The organism is Lentilactobacillus kosonis, assembly GCF_003864335.1.
GTDB lineage: Bacteria > Bacillota > Bacilli > Lactobacillales > Lactobacillaceae > Lentilactobacillus > Lentilactobacillus kosonis.
In genome coordinates this window covers 301,956-322,508 of sequence record NZ_BEXA01000001.1, presented here as the reverse complement: position 1 = coordinate 322,508, position 20,553 = coordinate 301,956, and the positions used below count along the sequence as shown (strand labels likewise).

Sequence of the window (20,553 nt, the reverse complement as noted above, 5' to 3'; positions counted from 1 at the left end):
AATGTCCGTGAACTTGCGGGACAAATGGATAGAATTCTGGTGAAGTCTATCTGCCGCAACTTTCTCGGGCTTTTTTGTGCCAAAATTAGGAGGTAGACAATGCAAAATCATGGTCCATTAATCATTTCCTTGGATGTTTCTACTAGAGCAGCACTGTTTTCATTCATTGAACAGTTTAGTCCAGATGAAAAGTTAACCATCAAGATTGGCATGGAATTATTCTACGGCGAAGGTCCCCGGATTGTTCGGGATTTGCTAAATCGGGGATACGATGTGTTCTTAGACTTGAAGCTTCATGATATTCCTAACACGGTTAAGAATGGCATGAAACAAATTGGCAAGTTGGGCGTTGCATTTACTACAGTTCATGCTTTAGGCGGCTCAGCAATGATCAACCAAGCCAAGCAGGGATTGATTGAAGGAGCAGAAGAAGCGGGGGTTCAACCACCGAAATTATTGGCAGTAACTGAACTGACTTCCATTACTCCCGAGGGCTTAGCGAATGAACAAAACAGTAAGTTGTCAATGGTCGACCAAGTCGTGTCATTGGCTAATCTTGCCAAACAATCAGGTGCAGATGGGGTCATTACTTCACCACTTGAAGTTGAAGCGCTAAGAGCAGCAGTTGGCGATGACTTTTGGTACGTCACGCCAGGAATTCGACCCAAGGATTTTCCAAAGGATGATCAGTCTCGGACAGCTACTCCAGCCGAGGCAGCAACAGTTGGCAGTAGTACATTGGTAGTGGGCCGACCAATCATTAACGCGAATGATTCAGTAGCGACATATCATAAAATGTTGGAGGAATGGCAAAATGCAAACCGATAAAATTATTCAGTCACTAATTGATAACGAAATTATTAGTATCTCACTAGATAAGCCATTTAGATATGCAAGTGGCATGCTAGCCCCAATCTACACGGATTTCCGGTTAACGATTGCGATTCCAGATCTTCGAGAAATGATTGCTGATGGGTTGGCAGAGATTATTAAAACGCAATATCCTGAAGCCACTGTCATTGGTGGAGTTGCGACGGCTGGCATTCCACATGCGGCATGGGTTGCTCAAAAATTAGGTCTACCATTAATTTATGTACGTTCGAAACCTAAGGATCATGGCGCCAACAAACAAATCGAAGGACGAATTTCTGCTGACGATAAAGTCGTATTGATTGATGATTTAATTTCAACAGGCGGCAGTGTGTTAAAAGCGGTTCAAGCTGTCCGAGATGCAGGCTACAAGGTTGCAGGAGTTGCTTCTATCTATACTTATCAATTTCCGGATGCCAACGCGAACTTCGCGGACGCGGATACTCAATTGCCGCCATTGCTGACTTATTCTGACGTAATCAAGCAAGGGTTTGATGAAGGCCGCTTCACCGAAGATCAGTTCAAATTCCTATCGACCTGGCACCAAGCACCATGGGAATGGACCAAACAGGAGGAAATCCATGCAGACTAAAATGTCACTACAATCAGAAATCGCTGGAATTAAGTTTGATAATTTACTTTTAAATGCGGCGGGGATTCGCTGCTCAACGGTCCAAGATTTAAATGAAATTTTAGGCTCTCAGGCTGGTGGTGTAGTAACTAAGAGTGCCACTTTGGAAGAGCGTCAGGGAAACGAAAGCCCGCGGATGCGAGCATTACCCCTTGGTAGTATTAACTCTATGGGATTACCTAATCACGGCTTTGACTACTACATGGCATATGTATTGAAGGCCCAGTCAGAAGGTTATCAAAATGTGATTTTATCGGTCGCGGGGTTATCACCAGCCGATGATTTACAGATGTTAAAGGAGATTCAACAAAGTAATTTTAATGGTTTAGTTGAATTGAATCTCTCTTGCCCAAATGTGAAGGGCAAGCCCCAGGTCGGCTATGATTTGAGGCTGTCGAGGAACTTTTAGCAGCAATCTTTAAGTTCTTTGATAAGCGTCTGGGTTTGAAATTACCACCTTACTTCGATTTAACTCAATTTGATCAAATGGCTGAAATTATCAATCGTTATCCAGTCGCGTATGTTAATTCAATTAATTCAATTGGAAATGGCCTAGTAATCGATCCGATGACTGAAACTGCCGTAATTAAACCGAAGGGTGGCTTTGGCGGAATTGGTGGAGATTATGCCAAACCAACTGCATTGGCGAATGTCCGTGGTTTTAGACAAAGACTTAACCCAGAAATTCAATTGATTGGAACTGGTGGCATTAAATCGGGGATGGATGTTTTTGAGCATGTGCTTTGTGGAGCGGACTTAGTTCAAATTGGGACTGCATTTGGGGCAGAGGGGACCCCAATTTTTGACAGAATTGCTCAGGAATTAGCAGATATCATGCATGAGAAGGGCTATAACGAGCTCACTGATTTTAGGGGAAAGTTAAAGACATTATAAAAACAGGTGGCTGCCATAATGATTGGCAACTCGCCTGTTTTTTTGCTAGTAATAAATATTAATTTAAAGCTGGTACGCGTGCTTAAATCTAAGTGGTAACAAATTGGCAATAATGACCGCTAAAATGATTAAGCCGATACCGATTAGTTGATAGATGGTCACACGTTCGTTAACCAAAATAAACGCAAAGATAACTGATGAAGGTAATTCTAGTGATGAGATGATTGGCCCAATTCCCATTGATAACTTTGGCATGAAGAACGAAAAGCAGGTCAGGGGTAGGAGCATCGAAAAGAACGAAGTTAGACTTCCCCACTGAATTGCCAGGCCAATATGGTGGAGGGGAAATAGGGATGGTAGCCAAATACATAGAATCACGACGAGCGCACCACCACTCATTAGGTGTGCCTTAGTTAATGGATGAATGGTTTGGCCAACGTTACCGGTGAACTGGATAGTTAGTGCATATGCCAGTGCTGACAGAAAGCTGAGCAATAACCCCTTGATTGAAACGGTATGTTCAAATGGTAACAGGCCGGTGGCCAGCACGGTACCAATCAAAATTGTTATCACACTGATCACTTGGGTAACGGTTGGCAGTTTCCGGTTTGCGATACAAGAAATCACGATAGATAACCAAACCGATTGCATCATCATAACCGCTGCCAACGCAACAGGGATATATTTAAGCGAAGTATGTAAAAGGTGTTGGTAAATCCCATTGAACTTCCAGAAATAATAACTAACAGCGCTAGCTTCCGACTGTTAATTTTGCGGTGTTTTTTTGGCATGCATCTGCGAACTAGACTAAAGACAACAAAGGCAATGGTAAACGTTGTAATTAGCAGGGCACTATCAGTTACGCGGTTACGATGGGCTAGCTGAAATAGTGATCCTGGAATTCCGTAACTGATTGCTCCAATGGCAACTAGAAGCGGGGCGATACGTTTCAAATGATCATCTCCGTAAATTATTATTAAGTGTTAATTGTATCATCATAAATGTGTGGGAGTTGATTAATAATCCTTAAACCGATTAATTCAGTTTAGGGATTATTTGTGTACAATGGTAAGCAGGAAGGTGAACTTATGAAATCAAACGAACAAATTGAAGTCATTGGTGGAAATGTTAATAACTTAAAGAATATTGACGTCAATATTCCGTTACATAAATTTGTGGCGATTTCGGGACTGTCAGGTTCTGGTAAATCATCGCTGGCTATGGGAATCCTCTATTCTGAAGGAGCTCGGCGCTATTTAGATGCGTTAGCTACTTACACTAGGAGGCGGATTAGCCAGGTCGGTCGAAGCGATGTTAGATCGGTTAAGCATATTCCCTCTGCATTAGCATTGCGTCAACGACCAACCGTACCGGGTGCTCGTTCAACGGTTGGTACCATGACGGAAATTTTTAATGTGATTCGCTTGATTTATTCACGCTTAGGCTCACCCAAATGTCCAAATGGCCATCAAGTCCCACCGACCATTAAAATCGCAGAAGCAATGGATAAAGTTGGCGATGATATGGGGGTCATTACCTGTCCTACTTGTGGTGTGAAATTTAACGCTTTTAGTGCTGAAGACTTTGCTTTTAATTCAGCTGGAGCTTGTCAACAATGTGAGGGGTTAGGGGTCACAAAGCAAATTGATCCTGATACCTTGATTGGTGACCGAACCAAAACAATTCGTGAAGGGGCAGTTAATGCTTGGCATATTCCTGGTCGAAATTTTATGCCAATTGTGGCCGAGGCGGCTGGAGTTAGAATTGACGTACCTTTCAATGAATTAACAGATGAAGAAGTCGAGACGGTGCTCCATGGTTCGCAAAGAAAATTCAGTATTAACATTCCGTCAAAGAATGGTCGGGTATTTCATATGGATAACGCGCTATATGAAAATGCATTTAATGCCATTGAAGATAGTATGCAGACCACTAAGAGTGAAATTGCGTTAAAACGCCTGAATAAATTTTATAAATTTACTACTTGTCCAGTTTGTCATGGTAGTCGAATCAATCCTGATCGATTGACCCAATTGATCGATGGCAAAAATATCGCTGAGACTAGTGAATTGGCATTGGGAGATTTACCTGCATTTATTGATGACCTAAAGCAATGGTTACCAGCAGATATGCAAAAACTGGCCAACAACTTATCAAGTGAGCTACTTAATCAGCTCCAACCCTTATTGGATTTAGGACTTGATTACTTAACGATGGCTCGGGCTGGGGCAACCCTTTCAACCGGTGAATTACAACGAATCCAGTTAGGGAGAACCTTAAGAACCCAAACCACTGGCGTACTCTATGTATTGGATGAGCCATCAGTTGGCCTCCACCCGGATAACGTTGCGGGAATGATTAATATCTTCAAACAAATTGTGGCTCAGGGTAATTCACTAGTTGTCGTTGATCACGAAACCTCGATTATTGACGCCGCTGATTGGATTATTGAAATTGGTCCGGGTTCTGGTGAACAAGGTGGTCAAGTTATCACTCAAGGAACCCCAGATGAAATTAAACAGAATCCGCAGTCACTAATCGGGCCATTTTTAACTGGTAAGGAACAATTGGTCACTAGAGACATTGCGCGCGATCCTTTTGAGAAGGGTTCAATTGACCTGACAATTGGTCATCGATTTAATTTAAATGATGTCACGGCTGAATTGCCAATTAATCGGCTGACGGCAGTGACCGGATTTTCTGGGGCTGGTAAGACGACATTAATTTTAGATGGATTACTTAAAGCATTTGACTCTAGGCGCCAAAAGCAACAATTACCTGACTATATTACTAATTTTGCACCCGGCCAGATTAAGCATTTAGTGAGTGTTGACGCTGCGCCAGTTGGTAAAAACGCCCGGTCAACGGTCGCAACCTATACGAATATCATGGATAATTTACGGAAACTATTCGCGAGTCAACCGCAAGCAAAGGAAGCTCACTTCACAGCTAGTCATTTTTCCTATAATAACAAGCAAGGAGCTTGCCCAACATGTGGTGGTACCGGCGAAATTTCGTTGGACATTCAATATTTGCCAGATATGGTTGAAGTTTGTCCAACCTGCCATGGGAAACGATTTAAACCAGAGGTGTTAGAGGTTAAGTGGCAGGGAATGTCGATCGCTGATGTGTTAGATTTAGATGTCACAGAAGCGTTAGCAGTATTTCAGGGTAACGAAACAGTCACTCAAACATTGACTACCTTGAAAGAAATGGGGCTTGAATACTTGCACTTAGGTGAAAGTACGCCTAGTCTTTCAGGTGGTGAAGCGCAACGCTTGAAATTGACCTCGCATATGAAACGGTCTCAAAGTAATACGCTATTTATTTTTGACGAACCTTCAGTGGGGTTGCACCCAATTGATGTCCATGTGCTGTTGAAAGTGTTTGATGGTTTGATCAAACAGGGGGCGACCGTCATCATGATTACACATGATTTGGATCTGATGGCTAATGCTGACTACATGATTGATATGGGACCAAAGGGCGGTAGCCTAGGTGGCAAAATTGTCGCTGCTGGTAAACCACAGGACTTGATACAAACTAGTGATAGTTTAACGGTTAAGTATTTAAGCGAACAGTTTTCTAAGAATCAAACTAACTAAACAATAAAAACGACATTCAGAATTGATGAATGTCGGTTTTTATTTGGCAAATTACCAAGCTTATATGTGCTGCTTACCAATTTGTAAATAACCTATATAAACCCATTAATTGAAGATGATTTCAAACTGTTGAGGCCCGTCGACGGAATGAACATTAAACACTTCATGATTAGTCAACAAGGAATCCGTTCGAAATTCTGGATGGAGATGGTTGGGAAATTCAAACCTAATCTGATTGTGGACTTTACTAACATATCCTTTGCTACCATCAGACAGTTGGACCGTTTGGTTAGTTTTATGCGGATTAACGTGAATTTTAACCATACTTAACTCGCCTCCTAGTTTAAGCGTAACACCTTAAACCTAAAAGACAACTAAACGAAAGGCTGATTTAAAATAGTGAGTTTTAATCCAAATTAAAAATATCAAAATTATTTACCTAATACGTAATTAGTAGCATTAATTAGTGGGTTTGTTTCATACATATGAGTATGTTAGCATGAAATTAAGTTATCGTTTTATAAGATAATGCAGAGAGGATACATTATGATAGATATTGTTAAGGATAAGCAGAGATTGCCAATGTACAGCCAAATAATCGGAATAATTGTCATAATTCTTTCGTTGATTACTGGAAAACTTTTTATGTTAGCAGTCTTGCTTAGTGCTACGCTACAATACATTGCTGAGTATGTCGCAAATCAAGACAAGATTCTTAAAAAAGATAAATATAGTTTATCTGTCAATATTGCCTGTTTGATACTAATGTGGACGCCAGTTTTGTTGCTTTTCAAGGATTCAAGTAAAATATTGTCTGTTATCCTATTTTTCTTAATCGTTGGATATGGTATTCAATATTTGATTAAAAAATGGAATAATTTGCGTACTCCATAGCTATAAATACATAAATGCGATATATTTTTATACCATTAATAGAACCAATTATGAATATAAAATATTCATAATCATTCTTTGATTGGTTGTGTGCCCATTGATATTGATTGTTGTATTTCATAATCATTTCTGGAAATTAATATCAATATTTGCTTACAAGCAGTTGCAGGTAATACTGCATGAATTTTATTTTTGTCATGCCTCATTAGAATGCTAAAACACTATCCGGAATTTTTTCGATTTCAATCTCAACGGGTTCATCCTTGGATATAATAATTTCGTTTTTTGAGGGATCTACGCTGTATGATAAAGAGTACTTGACGCCAATATTTCCAAGCATGCTTACTATATCTAACGTCGTCCTAAAACTAGAGATAAAAAAGTGTAGTCTACGATCATCCGCATATTTTGTAGTATATGAATTAGATTCGTTTTGGAAATTTAACGATATTATTCTTAATAAAGATTTATTATGCTTTTCCATTTTATCCGCCTTAATAATTAATTTAACTTTTTTAAGCGCACTATACCAAAAGCAATTGAGATACTAATTTAAGATTAACAATTAAAAATGTTAATTAATATTTGTGAGGATGGAGGCTTTTTTAGGAACGGCTTTGAACGATATAGAGGAATAATAGCTACGTTAACGGGATGTGTATATGGTATTTTCTTATTTCCTATTTATGATTATTTTGAGAAATTAGTTAGAAGGTACCCTAATTGGAATATAGTAATATTTTCAATAAGTGTAAAACTAATAATATTTTTGCTTTTTAATTTTTATTTTATATGTGGTACTCCGAAAAAATAAAATATTCAAATAAAGTAAATAAATTATGGGGAATATTTTTGATATTTTTTATAATATCTAATTTGGTAGCATCTTACTTGTCAAATGGATTATTAGGATCCGGCATCTTTAAATAACTGTTATCTGTACAGAAAATTATTTAAGCCACGATCTTACGCAACCTTTTTATCAAACTTTTACGACAACCAAGAATCCGACGCCCCTGTTGATGCATCTTTGGCAAGTTTTCGGTTTGAATCTTTTGGTTTATTAACTTTTTTGAGGCCCTTATCATACTTTGGTGCCACAAATTTGCTTGGGTCATATGTCGCTTGTGAGGCGCTAGTTGTAGCGTCAGTTCCTAACACTTGATCAAAGGATGGCTTTTGATCAATCAAATTAATAAAGTAATCGAGCTGTCCGGTAAAGACAAGAATCCCCAAATAATTATCGTCATCATCCCGAACTGCAAAGTAACCGTTGTAGGTATGATGTTTTCCAGAAATGATTTCAAATTTATCGTTAGTGCCATTTTTCAAAGCTGTTACCATTTGGTGCACTCTTGGCAATACGTTATCTGGATGAAGCAAGTTCAGTTCACTGTCTAGTTGATCGGCAGTTCGTGGGTGAATTCGTTGTGGTTGATTAGAAAAATAGATAAACTTGTCGTTTTTATCAATAAAATCAATTTCAAACGGCAAGATGCTTAAGATGGCCTCGATTTGTTTGAGGGCCAACTTACCAGTTTTAAATTGAATAATGGCGTCTTTGATATATGGATTAATCCCATCCATGGGTAACATCTCCTTAGTTTAACAGTCGATATTTAGGATCAGTTAACGTAAATTTAGACTTAAGGTCTTCAGAAATTTCAACAGTATGGTCTTGATAAATTGCAATAAAGCTAACTTGATAACCGCGATTAGCAGCCATCTTGCTAGCATTAACTACACCGTTAAAAAATCCTAAACTAGTCCAAATCTCAGCTTCGGTAGAAGTTGGTGTGATGGCAGTAATGCCAGTGATTTTGGTTTCAAAAGGATATCCAGTCAGTGGATCAATAATATGATGGTACATGTGTTTTCCAGTTTTTAAGAATCTTTCATACACCCCAGAGGTGACAATTGATGCTTCAGGAATTGTGACGACGGCTAAATCATTACCACGAGACAATTCTGGATTTTGAATGCCAATGTTCCATAAGCCATGCTCGTGGCTACTTTGTCCGACTAACAGGATGTTACCGCCTAGGTTAATGATGCCGCTAGTGACATCATTAGCAAGCCAAAAATCTTTAATCTTATCGGCAATATATCCCTTGGCAATGCCCCCTAAATCGAGTTCCATTCCCGGAGTAGTTAAAAAACAGTTCTTAGATCATCATCTAAAACAACGTTATCAGAGTTGGTTTGGTGTAAGGCATTATCAATACTTCTTTTGGCGGGCACATTAGCCCCGTCAAAACCGATTTTCCATAGTTTAACTAATGGGCCAATGGCGACGTTGAAGCCAGCGTGCCAGTTGCTGACATCAACAGCTTGTTTGACAATTTCATATGCCTCAGCAGAAATTGTGACTGGCTTGATTCCAGCATTATGGTTAATATCCATAATTTCTGATTGATTGCGATTGACCGTTAAAATAGCTTCATATTTTTGGACTAAATCGTTAGTTTGGGGCAAAATATTGGGATTAGCTTGATCATCAATTGATAGGGTGATTTTAGTTCCTAATCCAGAGTAGACTTCTTGAATGATAGCGCTCGCCTCCTTAGTTGATTATTGAGCGGTGACTGATTTTGATTTGATAGCTTTTATTAGTAATAATACAATTCCTAAACTTATGATTGCGTAAACGGCACCGCTAAGGCTGATGTTGTTGACACCAACTTTGGCGACCATAATCGAAGCAGTCGCTGAGCCAAGAGAAATTCCAAAGTTAAAGAAAATAGAGTTAAGGGATGATGCCAGAACTAATGATTGTGGGTATTCGCGCTCGGCTAGGTTCAAAAGTGCAGTTGAATTGGCGCGTTTAAGATGGTCACAATTAGTGTTAAAGCAAGAATTACAAGCAAGGCTAAATATTTATATTGAAGTAGTAGCGGTAGTGCAATTAGTAGAATAATATCGCCAACGTAAAAGATGGGCATGCGACTCAAACTATTCGGTAGCTCTGCAAGGCGACCGGATAACCGATTACTGATAATGCTAAAAATTCCGATGATAAATAGCAACCAGTTAAGACTCCCCAGACTAAAGTGCATACTCGTCGTTAGTAGCGGTCTGATATATGTATAGTAAGAATACATCGTGGCAGCAGTGAAAAGAACCAAGATAATGCCATAGTAAATTCGCGGGTCTAATAGCAAAGTGAGTTGACTCTTAATTGAGCTGGTAGTTTGGCTTACATTCTTTGGTAGTAAGACGCCTAGTGGAATAATGGTTAAAATGCTGACGATGGAAATCATCCAAAAGGCATAGCGCCAGCCAATACTAGTACTAATTGCTACCCCGATGGGAACACCAAAGACAGAAGCGATACTGAAGCCAGCGAAAATCCATGAAACTAGTGCTGCTCGTTTATCTTGGGGGGCAATTTGACTGGCAAATGCCATAATGAGCGAAATAATTGAACCGGCAGTAATCGCAGTTAAAACTCGAGAAATTAACATAAACCAGAAGCTTGAAGCTAATGCGCTTAGTGAATTACCAACTAAGAAGATGACCATTAATGTCATCAGAGTGTTATAACGACGGTATTTGCTGGTTAAGATGGTGACAAATGGGGTACTGACTGCGTAAACAGTGGCGAAAATCGTGACCAGGTACCCGACTAGCGAAATTGAAACGTTGAAGCTTTTAGCTAAATCGGACAACACTCCGACCACCATAAATTCGTTACATCCCAGCATGAAAGCAACCAAGACGAAAACGATTGACTGTAGTCTGAATTTATTCAAGATGGATTCCTTCTTTCAAAATAATTGCTAACTTAAGATTAACGTATTTTTTTATAAAATGCTTTAATGTAATTAGTTAAATGAGGAATATTTGTCAAATTTACGATGGCATGAGGGTTAAAATAATATTAGTTAAATACATAAAATTAAGAAACACCTATGATTTAGGAGGCAAGTTAAATGACAAAGTGCGTGCTTGGAATTGATTTAGGTACCAGTTCCGTTAAGGTTTCTGCTGTAACGGCAGACGGGACGATTATTGCTCAAGAAGGGATGGACTTCCCGCTAAACCAACCTAAGCCAGGTTATGCTGAGCAAGATCCAGAAGATTGGGTAAGTTCCACAACGGTTTCGATTGTTAAATTAATTTTGAATGATCAGATTAAAGCATCAGATATTGCGGGAATTAGCTATTCAGGACAAATGCATGGTTTAGTATTGCTTGATGAAAATAACAAGGTCCTCCGACCAGCAATGTTGTGGAATGACACGCGATCAACTAAGCAATGTGAAGAGATTATGTCTAAAATGGGTGAACGATTCATCGATATTACTCATAATAAGCCACTTGAGGGTTTCACTCTGCCTAAATTATTGTGGGTAAAAGAAAACCAGCCAGAGATTTTGCTAAGGCTAAGACAATGCTTCTGCCGAAAGACTACTTGCGGTTCAGAATGACTGGCAATTTAGCCATGGATTATTCTGATGCGACTGGAACGGTGATGTTGGATATCAATACACAGGAATGGAGCCAAGATATTCTTGATGCATTTGAAATTCCGGCATCCCTTTGTCCGCCACTAGTTCGCTCAATTGACGAGACTGGTAACATTATGCCTGCATATGCTGAATATTCTGGATTATCAATGGCCACTAAGACTTTTGGCGGTGGAGCCGATAATGCCTGTGGGGCTGTTGGAGCAGGCATCGATTCACCAACCAAAGTTCTTTCTAGTATTGGAACTTCAGGAGTAATCTTAAAATACGAACCACAAAAAGAAACTAATTATCGTGGAGTGCTTCAGTACGAAGATCATGCGATTTCCAGATGCGTTTTATTCAATGGGTGTGACTTTAGCAGCTGGCTTTTCACTGAGTTGGTTTAAAAAAACATTTGCTAAAGCCGAAGATTTTAAGGACGTGGTTGATAGTGCCAATGACTCGACTGTCGGCGCTAATGGATTATTGTTTGCGCCGTATATTGTTGGTGAACGAGCGCCATATGCTGATGCCGATATTCGAGGAAGCTTTATTGGTATTGATGGAATCCATCAACGCCATGACTTTGTCCGCGCGGTTCTTGAAGGGATCAGCTTCTCATTTAGAGATATTCTTGATATTTATGAGGAGAATGGTGCTAAGTTTGACACGGTCGTTTCCATTGGGGGTGGCGCCAAGAGTGCCCTTTGGCAACAAATTCAAGCTGATATCTTTAATGTCAAAGTGGTGTCGTTGAAAAATGAACAAGGACCGGGACTAGGTGCTGCTATGCTAGCTGCCGTTGGATTGGGGTGGTTCGATAGTATTCAAGAATGTACTAAGGTATTTGTGTCATTCAAGGATGTCTTCCTACCAAAACCTGACAATGTTAAAAAGTATCGCAGATTGCATGACATTTATAAACAAATGTATCCAAGTACTAAGCAAATTACGAGTGACCTAATTAAATATCGTGAAGAAGAATTATAAAACGAAAAAACCGCAAACTATAACAGTTTGCGGTTTTTATTTACGCTAACCGCCGTTCTAAAGCAGTCTGGCCGATAGTTAATAGCCAACAGAAGAACCAGTAGATGACGGCAATTGTGAGATAGATAGTCATGTAATCTTGATGCGCACCGGCGACGATTTGCGCGTTCATAAACATTTCAGTAACGGTAATCATTGCTGCCAGTGAAGTACCTTTAAAAAGATCGAGTAAAATATTTCCCAAAGCAGGAATTGCAATTCTAAATGCTTGAGGAAAGATGATTTTAGCGATTACCACTCGATAGGGAAGGCCAAGTGAATAAGCGGCTTCCCACTGACCTGGATCAATGGCAATAAATGATGAACGAAAGACTTCAGACACAAAGGCACTACTAACGATACTAAATGAAATAATTGCTGCTGGCAGAGCCGCTGTATTGAAACCAAAGTAAATTACAAATAAGACAACGATCATAGGGACACCTCGCATAAAGGAAATGAATCCTCGGGCGAGTTGATGCAAAGTTTATGCTTACTTAGCTGGGCCAAAGTTAGCATTAATCCTAATATTAAAGCTAAGGCAAAGCTAATGATGGTTAAGACCAAGGAAACTGGAAATCCAGCTAATATTTTTGGAATTGAGTTAAAAGCAAGCGGTGCGTCAAAAAAATTCGGAATTGAGAAATATTTTAACATTCTGCATCACCTAGCTATTTAATTACAAAATGCTTGGAAATTTTAGCAGTTGGCTTCTTTGTGACGTCAGCGTTGTAGTACTTCATAGCGATTTTTTTAAGGGTACCGTCTTTCTTTAATTCAGCAAGAGCTTTATCAACCTGTTTGGCTAATTTCGTATCACTCTTCTTCATTAGAATTCCAGTTCCGGCACCATCATCACTAGTGGTGAAGAACATGTTAGTAAGGATTTTAAGGCCATTATTAGGAACCGCTGAAAGTGCTAATTTTTGGAGATAATAGTCATTCATAATAAGATCAGTACGCCCATTTTTAACATCTTTTAAGTAAACTGAATTGGCCACGTTGTTATAGTTAACAGTTTTAGCGCCAAGCTGTTTGGCTAATTTTTGATAACCAGTTCCAGCTTCGCCAGCGGCTCGTTTACCTTTGATGTCTGCCCAAGAATGGATTCCAGAATTGTCGCTCTTACGGACGACCATACTGTTCCATGAATGTTTATATGGGGTGGACAGGATAAATTGTTTCTTTCTAGCAGGAGATACTGAGAAATCGTTGGCAGCCATATCAACTTTACCGGTTTTAACTGCTGTTAATTGACCGGCAACACTCATTTCTTTAAATTCAACTTTACGATTGAGCTTTTTGGCAACTGCTCTGACAATTTCAACATCAAAACCAGTTAGCTTATTGCTCTTTTCATCGTGAAATGAAGTGGGATATAAAGTTCCGGATGTGGCAACTGTAATTGGTCCTTGATTGGAAGCAGATTTACCACAACCAGTTATCAGGACTAGTAAGATTGCTAATGCGCCGAATAAACTTATAAATGCTAATGTATGTTTGCGTTTCATCAATGAAACCCCCTTTATTAGTTGGTTTCAGTATATGCTGTTGCAAGCGCTTTAACAAGGGGAGACGTTAATTTTTAAAAACGCCGTTTTAATAGGCTTTATCGCAGATGATAGTTTGTGAAATTTTTAAAGGTTACAGTTTGATTAATTAAACGTTCATTTGTCAGAATTTATTCACTTTAGCGATTGATTTTGCTAATATATATTCTTGTGAGTAAAAAGTATTTAGGAGACGTAATTAATTATGAAAAGCAAGATGGTTAGTCAAGGCTGGTTGTTTTTAGGCGCCTTACTAATGTGTGTTACTTATCCAATTGTCGGCAATTCCCAAGGATATAATAATCAAATTCATAATGCCGAAGCCCAAAGTAATAAATCAATCAATCAGAAACGTAGTAGTAAAGTTCAAATATCCCAGCCCCGTAACTTAAAAAATCAACAATTAACAAATAAGCATACCCAAATTAATCGTAAGATAGACGGGGTGGTATTTCGGCCAGTCAATGCCATTCCGGTATATGTTAAAGATAAGGCGATTGCTAAATCATACCCAAATGCTGTCTGGTACAAAGTTGGAGAATCAATTGACGATGGTACTTTAAGCCAAATCCAAACTGCTAACCAACAAAAAAGTATGGTTGTTCCCCAAAAAGCAATTAGTAGTATTGCAAACAGTCATTATAATGTTGCTTTGCCAAATACAAGTAAATTTCGGCATCAAACCATTATGTTCTTAGGAGACTCGATTACTAAAGGATATAACGGCAGCTATACTTATAAAAATGCCAGTTTCCCGCTATGGGTCCACAAGTATCTTCAAACTAAGGTTCATAAAGAAGGTCATATTCGTTCGTCTATTACAGGTCATTCATTTAATGATCTATTTACGATTTTGCCAACCGTTAACTTTAAGTCGGCTAATGAATTGGTAATCGAGTATGGAACGAATGATTATCGGCATAGTACGGCTTCATTACCTCAAGTGGAGGCGAAACTAACGCAAGCCATTAAAATTATTCGAAAAGAAAATCCCAATATTAAAATCTATGGCATTATCCCGTTGCCAAGATTTGATTTTACTAACATGGTAACTGCCCAAGGGATGGGAGGCTACACCTTTCCTGAACTTCAATGGGGGCTTGCAAGCACTTATCATAGTTTGGGAATTTCAACTTACAATGTGGCTAAGGTTCATCCAGAATTTGTCAATGATAATAACTTCTATACAAAGTATTATGATCATCGAGTTCATCCAACCAGTCAGACTTATCAACAATTGGGATACTACATTAGTCGGTGGTTACAGCAACAATTTAATAAAAGATAAACCAGGGGCCCCTATTAGTTAATAGGGCCCCTTTATTTACAATATAAATTGTGTGTATACTTAATAATTGGTATTTTTAATTTTGTTTAATTATATAGAAAGGTTTAACTTCTTATGAGTAATGCTAGTACACCACAGTGGCAGAAGAACATGCGGGCTTTGTGGTTTGGTAATTTTGCGACTGGAGCCGGTGCCAGTATGTCGTTACCATTTTTGCCGTTATTTATTTCTCAAATGGGGAATTTTCCAAAATGGGAATTGACCTTGTATGCTGGAGCAGCTTTTGCAGTGACCTTCTTAACTCAGGCGATTGTGTCACCACTTTGGGGCAACTTGGCCGATCGGACTGGTCGGAAACCAATGTTGCTAAGAGCATCAATTGGAATGACAATTAGTGCTACCCTAACTGGATTTTCGCCGAATGTCTGGGTTTTAATTTTGATTCGAGGGATTCAAGGAACGTTCTCTGGATACATTAATAATGCCTATGCATTAGTTGCGAGTGAAGTGCCAACTCAACAGAGTGGTGTTGCCATGGGTAAAATGACCACTGGGACAGTTGGGGGCCAATTAATCGGTCCGATTATTGGTGGATACTTAGCCGGAGTATTTGGTTATCGGATTCCATTCTTTATCTTCGGATTTATGATGTTTTGCGCCTCAATGATCACATTATTTTTCGTTAAAGAAGACTTTAAGCCAGTTGCTAAGAAGGTTAAAAGTGGGATTAAAGATGCTTTCAAGGGAATCGCTCATAAGCGAGTAGTGTGGGCCATGTTTGCTTCATCATTGCTGATTCAGGCTGCGACAAATTCAATTAATCCGATTATTAGTTTGTTTGTAAAGCAATTAATGCATAATCAAGGCAATGTAGCCTTGATTAGTGGAATTATTGCGGCGTTACCAGGGATTGCTACGCTATTTGCGGCCCCTAAATTGGGTTCACTGGGAGATCGAGTCGGGCCTCAGCGAGTCTTACTTTGGGGATTAGTGTTCTCGGGGGTCGTATTCTTTCCGATGTTCTTCGTGTCATCTGTTGGTTGGCTCGGGGTTCTGAGATTCTTGATTGGGATTGCCGATGCAGCGTTGTTGCCAGTTGTCCAAACAGTTCTTACGTTAGAGTCGCCGACTGATTCGGTTAGTCGCATCTTTAGCTACTACCAGTCAGCCCAAGCGTTTGGATGTGTGGTTGGCCCATGTTGGCTGCGGGAGTTGCCGGAGTATTCGATTACCGTCACGTATTTTTAATGACTACACTCTTAGTTATCATTAATTTGATGATGGTTAGTTCGGCATATAAAAAAGATTATCGCAAAGCATAGAAAAAACGCTAGGAATAAATTTCCTAGCGTTTTTAGTTTACTTTAACTGGTTGACCTAGTCGTAATAATAAGCCATTGATTTCATCTTCAAGATAATATTGAATTTGATTGGCTTCATTAACGAGGTCATGGTGATTGTTATTTAAGAAGCTTTTTAACCGAACGACTAGGGATGCACTCAACATCTCTTGGACAAACTGACAATAGTCAGTATTGACGGCGATGTGCTTTTGGTTGGCCATATCAGCTAAAATTTCGTTAATCATATCTTCAATGTGAGCTTGAATGATTTGTTCAGGAGCATTTTGTTCATCGATTTGAATTACTCGTTGATAAAATTCTCGATTATCATTGAAGTATGTTAGCATCTTAACTACCGTTTCAGGCCAAGTCTTAAATTCGGTACACTTAGAAACGGCCTCTTGAACTTCGGTTTGGTATACCCATTGAAGAACGTCGTACTTGTCGTGGAAGAAGTCATAGAATGTTTGACGGCGCAGGTGTGCGGTTTGCATTATGTTAGTTACCGATATTTGATTGAAAGGTTTAGTTAGCACCAATTGCTTAGTTGCATTGGCAATCCGTTGCTTTGTCAAAATTAACGTCACTTCCCTTTAGTTAGTCTACTACCATTTTAAATAAATTCTGGTGGAATGTCGATGATTCCGACGTTAAATTATTTAGGACAGATGTCGGTGATTGTCCGTTATTTTTTTAATTTATTAGCACTATACTTATCTTGTAAATTAGAAAGGGGAATGATTATCTATGACTAAAGTATTAATTTTAGGTGCCAATGGTAAAATTGCTCGGTTAGCTGAAGAAGAATTATTAGCTAACACCGACTTCTCAATGAACTTATTTCTAAGAAATGCTAGTCGGATGACTGCCACTGATAGCAGCCGCCAAAACATTATTGATGGGGATTCAACCGATAAGGAAGCCCTCAAAGCCGCAATGAATGGGGTAGACGTGGTTTACGCTAATCTATCTGGTTCTAATATTGAGGATCAAGCTAAGACAGTTGTTGCCGCAATGGACGCAAGTAGTGTTAAACGTTTAGTTTGGATTTCAACTCTTGGAATCTATGACGAAGTTCCTGGTAATTATGGTAAGTGGAACCATCAAATGCTTGATGGTGGCTACTTGGAGACCTATGCTGCAGCAGCTAAGGTAATTGAAGGTTCAGATTTGGATTACACAATTATTCGACCAGCATGGTTATCAAATAAGGACATTGTCAGTTATGAATTTACTGAAAAAGGTGAACCATTCAAAGGTACCGAAGTATCTCGTAAGAGTATTGCTGACGTCGTTGTGAAGTTAATTCAAGATCCTAGTCAGGAAGTTCGTCATTCAATTGGTGTTAACCAGCCTAATACTGATGGTGACAAACCAAGTTTTTATTAATAAATAGATCTATAAAAAAGCTGACCACCCTTAGTGGCCAGCTTTTTTATATTTTACGGGTACTTTCACCTTCGTAGATATTAAATGTCATTAGTTGAGATTGGTGGGGACCAGATTTCTCGCTAATTAGTTGTTGCATTCCCCGTTTGCCAATTTCATTAAATGGTTGAACCGTTGAGGTAATACTAGGCCGGTAGATTTTAGTGAGCTTAGTGCCGTCTAAACTCATTACCGATAGATTGTCAGGAACGGCTAAACCCAAATCTCTTGCTTGATTGATCATTCCAATGGCCGTCATATCACTACCACCGATTAAGGCAGTGACTTGTGGTTTGGCTTGGCATAGCTGGTTTACTGCAAGGACTCCATCTTCGTAAGTAAAATTACCAGTTACGATAAAATCTGGATTAAACGACAGATTATGCTGCTCTAAGGCATCTTTGTATCCTCGTAATCGATCAGTTCCAATGTCGGATAAATCGTTGCCAACCAAGGCAATTTTCTCATGACCCTTTTCAATTAAAAATTCAGTTGCGCGGTATCCTAATTGGTAGTTATCGGTAGTGATATAAACTGATCCTTTAGGGCTGTGGGGCGTTGATAGCATGATATAAGGAATTTGTGACTGTTGTAAGTAGTCTAAATTATGTCCGTTTAGCTCAACGGCCACCATGACAATTCCCATGACTGAACGTTCAATTGCGGTGACTAAAGCTTTATATTGGATGTCTGCATCGTCTTCACCAGCGTATAAGAAGATGACATTTAAACCCTTTGAAAGGGCTACTTCTTGAATACCATCAATAATTTGATCAGCAAAATTAGTTTTGGCAGAAGAAATAATTACTGCTACAACTTTGCTGGATTGAGTAACGAGCTCAACAGCGTTAGTATTCTTTTGGTATCCAAGGTCCTTAGCGGCCTGATGGACTTTGACGGCTGATTTTTCTGAGTAAAAGCCAGTTTTGTTATTAAGGATTCGAGAGACAGTGGCAACGGACAAGTTTGTTCGCTTGGCAATATCTTTAATTGTTGCTTTCATGATAACGACCTCGTAATTTCTGGATAGCCTTAGTTTATCACACTTAAAACGCTTTGATAAATTGTAAACGTTTTGTGTTGCTGAATATTAACTATTGTAAACGTTTACAAAAGATGATAAATTGATGGTAATGAAACCAATGTAATTATTTTAGGGGGGGGACAAATATGATTAACAAAAATGTGTCGGGTGAAGCAATTGATAGCGAAGTTGTTCAAAGCGAACCAATTACGCATAAATTACCTCAGCTGCACTTATCGACGATTTTGCATTAACGTTTGGATTTTTTGGAGTTAACATGGCCTTTTCACTTCAATCATCGCAAATGGGACGGATTTTCAAACACTCGGAGCTAATCCTAATAACTTAGGTTGGTTTTTTATTATGCCACCATTAGCAGGGATGATTATCCAACCATTGATCGGTAAATATTCGGATAAGACTTGGACCAAGTACGGCCGACGAATGCCGTACCTATTAATTTCTGGACCGATTGGGGCAATTGTCTTAATTTTACTGCCTAATGCTGGGTCATTTGGATTTGGCTATGGTTCAATTGCGGCCTTAATGTTTGGGGCAATCGCCACGTTATTCATGGATTTAACTTCGAATGCATGTATGCAGCCATACAAGATGATTATTGGAGATATGGTTAACGAAGATCAAAAGGATATGGCTTGGTCATGGCAACAATCGTTTTCCAACCTTGGTGGTGTGGTTGCGACAATTGCACCATTCTTACTAACGATGTTCGGTGTTGCTAATACCGCACCAAAAGGTGAAGTGCCTCTGACAGTTAAGATTTCTTACTATGCTGCTGCAATTATTCTATTATTATCATCACTATATACAGTATTTTCAGTTCACGAATATGACCCAATTAAATACGCTGAATATCACGGCCTTGATCCAGAAGACCAAGCAAAAGCGCCTGGATTTATTGAATTATTAAAAACGGCGCCTAAATCGTTCTGGGAAATCGCAGTGGTCCAATTTTTCGAATGGTTTGCGGTGATGTATCTTTGGACGTACTCAACCGGGGCCATTGCTCAGAATGTCTGGAACACTTCAGATGCTTCATCAGCTGGTTATCAAGCTGCTGGAAATTGGTATGGAGTACTATTTTGTATTCAGTCTGTCGCATCTGTATTCTTTGGTGTTTTGTTAGCTAGATCGCGTCCTGAACAACGAAAACTTTGGTATAAAGTGGGCGCACTTGTTGGTGCCGTTGGGTTTATCTCAATCTTCTTTATTCACAGCCAATGGTTATTAATCCTTTCGTTTATCTTGATTGGGGTTAATAATTTAACTATGAATACCCAACCGTTCTCACTATTAACTGAGTCACTCGATGGTAAGAATGAAGGAACTTACTTGGGATTGTTTAACTGTAGTATCTGTTTGCCACAAATTGTGGCATCACTTGCGAGTTTTGCGATTTTCCCATTAGTGGGCCATTCAATGCCTGCAATGTTGTTAGTTGCTGGGATATCACTAGTATTTGCGTCACTATCAGTTAACCTAATTCATTCATCATTCGATAAAAAATCTATGGAGGCAAAATAAC

At 39.2% G+C, this 20,553-nt stretch carries 16 protein-coding genes and 6 pseudogenes; 11 read left to right on the top strand and 11 right to left on the bottom strand.

The window, feature by feature from the left end; all coding sequences use genetic code 11:
* The first annotated feature begins 99 nt into the window (after positions 1 to 99).
* From pyrF to NBRC111893_RS01690, 3 genes and pseudogenes are all read left to right on the top strand, one after another.
* Positions 100 to 828: an orotidine-5'-phosphate decarboxylase gene (pyrF, locus tag NBRC111893_RS01700; RefSeq protein WP_125007751.1), complete on the top strand. Its 729-nt coding sequence runs from the start codon at positions 100 to 102 to the stop codon at positions 826 to 828.
* Positions 815 to 1,462 carry an orotate phosphoribosyltransferase gene (gene pyrE / locus NBRC111893_RS01695; RefSeq protein WP_125007750.1) on the top strand — a complete coding sequence of 216 codons (648 nt, stop codon included), beginning with the start codon at positions 815 to 817 and terminating at the stop codon, positions 1,460 to 1,462. The genes pyrF and pyrE overlap by 14 nt, the downstream gene beginning before the upstream one ends.
* Positions 1,452 to 2,395: pseudogene (locus tag NBRC111893_RS01690) on the top strand (dihydroorotate oxidase). Before pyrE ends, NBRC111893_RS01690 begins: the two are co-directional and overlap by 11 nt.
* A 63-nt stretch (positions 2,396 to 2,458) precedes the next feature.
* On the opposite strand, the gene NBRC111893_RS01685 reads toward NBRC111893_RS01690, so the two are convergent.
* Together NBRC111893_RS01685 and NBRC111893_RS10950 are read right to left on the bottom strand one after the other, a co-directional pair.
* Entirely contained in the window at positions 2,459 to 3,064 is a 606-nt protein-coding gene (locus NBRC111893_RS01685) for an EamA family transporter (protein ID WP_225417479.1), read from the bottom strand.
* Positions 3,049 to 3,348 (bottom strand): hypothetical protein, encoded by a 300-nt coding sequence (locus NBRC111893_RS10950; protein ID WP_225417478.1) that lies wholly within the window; start codon positions 3,346 to 3,348, stop codon positions 3,049 to 3,051. Before NBRC111893_RS10950 ends, NBRC111893_RS01685 begins: the two co-directional genes overlap by 16 nt.
* Before the next feature lie 135 nt (positions 3,349 to 3,483).
* Between NBRC111893_RS10950 and NBRC111893_RS01680 the strand changes: the two genes are divergently transcribed.
* A complete protein-coding gene (locus NBRC111893_RS01680; RefSeq protein WP_125007749.1) occupies positions 3,484 to 6,000 on the top strand; it encodes an excinuclease ABC subunit UvrA in 2,517 nt (838 codons plus the stop codon).
* 105 nt (positions 6,001 to 6,105) lie between these two features.
* On the opposite strand, the gene NBRC111893_RS01675 is transcribed toward NBRC111893_RS01680, so the two are convergent.
* The gene (locus NBRC111893_RS01675; protein WP_125007748.1) at positions 6,106 to 6,324 is read right to left on the bottom strand and encodes a hypothetical protein; all 219 of its coding nucleotides are present in this window, start codon (positions 6,322 to 6,324) and stop codon (positions 6,106 to 6,108) included.
* 222 nt (positions 6,325 to 6,546) lie between these two features.
* Between NBRC111893_RS01675 and NBRC111893_RS01670 the strand changes: the two genes are divergently transcribed.
* Positions 6,547 to 6,894, top strand: coding sequence for a hypothetical protein (locus tag NBRC111893_RS01670; protein ID WP_125007747.1), 348 nt, complete (start codon positions 6,547 to 6,549; stop codon positions 6,892 to 6,894).
* Positions 6,895 to 7,884: 990 nt separating this feature from the next.
* Here NBRC111893_RS01670 and NBRC111893_RS01665 read toward each other — a convergent pair.
* The 4 genes and pseudogenes from NBRC111893_RS01665 to NBRC111893_RS01650 all read right to left on the bottom strand — a co-directional run bounded on the left by NBRC111893_RS01665 (position 7,885) and on the right by NBRC111893_RS01650 (position 10,646).
* Complete coding sequence (locus tag NBRC111893_RS01665; protein WP_160114426.1) at positions 7,885 to 8,481, bottom strand: PAS domain-containing protein; 597 nt, start codon at positions 8,479 to 8,481, stop codon at positions 7,885 to 7,887.
* Positions 8,482 to 8,494: 13 nt separating this feature from the next.
* Positions 8,495 to 9,034, bottom strand: coding sequence for an FAD:protein FMN transferase (locus tag NBRC111893_RS11765; RefSeq protein WP_125007745.1), 540 nt, complete (start codon positions 9,032 to 9,034; stop codon positions 8,495 to 8,497).
* Positions 9,035 to 9,045: 11 nt separating this feature from the next.
* Positions 9,046 to 9,369, bottom strand: coding sequence for an FAD:protein FMN transferase (locus tag NBRC111893_RS11760; RefSeq protein ID WP_439957162.1), 324 nt, complete (start codon positions 9,367 to 9,369; stop codon positions 9,046 to 9,048).
* Between the two features lie 96 nt (positions 9,370 to 9,465).
* A pseudogene (locus tag NBRC111893_RS01650) lies at positions 9,466 to 10,646 on the bottom strand (MFS transporter).
* 180 nt (positions 10,647 to 10,826) lie between these two features.
* Here NBRC111893_RS01650 and NBRC111893_RS12040 point away from each other — a divergent pair.
* Together NBRC111893_RS12040 and NBRC111893_RS12035 are read left to right on the top strand one after the other, a co-directional pair.
* Positions 10,827 to 11,752 (top strand): annotated as a pseudogene (locus NBRC111893_RS12040) (FGGY family carbohydrate kinase).
* Positions 11,682 to 12,335: an FGGY-family carbohydrate kinase gene (locus tag NBRC111893_RS12035; protein ID WP_369689682.1), complete on the top strand. Its 654-nt coding sequence runs from the start codon at positions 11,682 to 11,684 to the stop codon at positions 12,333 to 12,335. The pseudogene NBRC111893_RS12040 and the gene NBRC111893_RS12035 overlap by 71 nt, the downstream one beginning before the upstream one ends.
* 40 nt (positions 12,336 to 12,375) lie before the next feature.
* On the opposite strand, the pseudogene NBRC111893_RS01640 reads toward NBRC111893_RS12035, so the two are convergent.
* Positions 12,376 to 13,031, bottom strand: a pseudogene (locus NBRC111893_RS01640) (amino acid ABC transporter permease).
* A gap of 14 nt (positions 13,032 to 13,045) precedes the next feature.
* Complete coding sequence (locus NBRC111893_RS01635; RefSeq protein ID WP_125007743.1) at positions 13,046 to 13,885, bottom strand: transporter substrate-binding domain-containing protein; 840 nt, start codon at positions 13,883 to 13,885, stop codon at positions 13,046 to 13,048.
* A gap of 244 nt (positions 13,886 to 14,129) precedes the next feature.
* Between NBRC111893_RS01635 and NBRC111893_RS01630 the strand changes: the two genes are divergently transcribed.
* Both NBRC111893_RS01630 and NBRC111893_RS01625 read left to right on the top strand, forming a co-directional pair.
* On the top strand, positions 14,130 to 15,212 hold the full coding sequence (locus NBRC111893_RS01630) for an SGNH/GDSL hydrolase family protein (RefSeq protein WP_125007742.1): 1,083 nt from the start codon (positions 14,130 to 14,132) through the stop codon (positions 15,210 to 15,212).
* A 114-nt stretch (positions 15,213 to 15,326) separates the two neighbouring features.
* Positions 15,327 to 16,534, top strand: a pseudogene (locus tag NBRC111893_RS01625) (MFS transporter).
* A gap of 32 nt (positions 16,535 to 16,566) precedes the next feature.
* Here NBRC111893_RS01625 and dhaS read toward each other — a convergent pair.
* Positions 16,567 to 17,130 carry a dihydroxyacetone kinase transcriptional activator DhaS gene (gene dhaS, locus NBRC111893_RS01620; RefSeq protein WP_230402925.1) on the bottom strand — a complete coding sequence of 188 codons (564 nt, stop codon included), beginning with the start codon at positions 17,128 to 17,130 and terminating at the stop codon, positions 16,567 to 16,569.
* A gap of 172 nt (positions 17,131 to 17,302) precedes the next feature.
* Here dhaS and NBRC111893_RS01615 point away from each other — a divergent pair, with 172 nt between their 5' ends.
* The gene (locus NBRC111893_RS01615; protein ID WP_125007741.1) at positions 17,303 to 17,944 is read left to right on the top strand and encodes an SDR family oxidoreductase; all 642 of its coding nucleotides are present in this window, start codon (positions 17,303 to 17,305) and stop codon (positions 17,942 to 17,944) included.
* A 46-nt stretch (positions 17,945 to 17,990) separates the two neighbouring features.
* Here NBRC111893_RS01615 and NBRC111893_RS01610 read toward each other — a convergent pair whose 3' ends face one another.
* Entirely contained in the window at positions 17,991 to 18,986 is a 996-nt protein-coding gene (locus tag NBRC111893_RS01610; protein WP_125007740.1) for a LacI family DNA-binding transcriptional regulator, read from the bottom strand.
* 167 nt (positions 18,987 to 19,153) lie between these two features.
* Here NBRC111893_RS01610 and NBRC111893_RS01605 point away from each other — a divergent pair.
* Positions 19,154 to 20,552: pseudogene (locus NBRC111893_RS01605) on the top strand (SLC45 family MFS transporter).
* The last annotated feature ends 1 nt before the right edge of the window (position 20,553 follow it).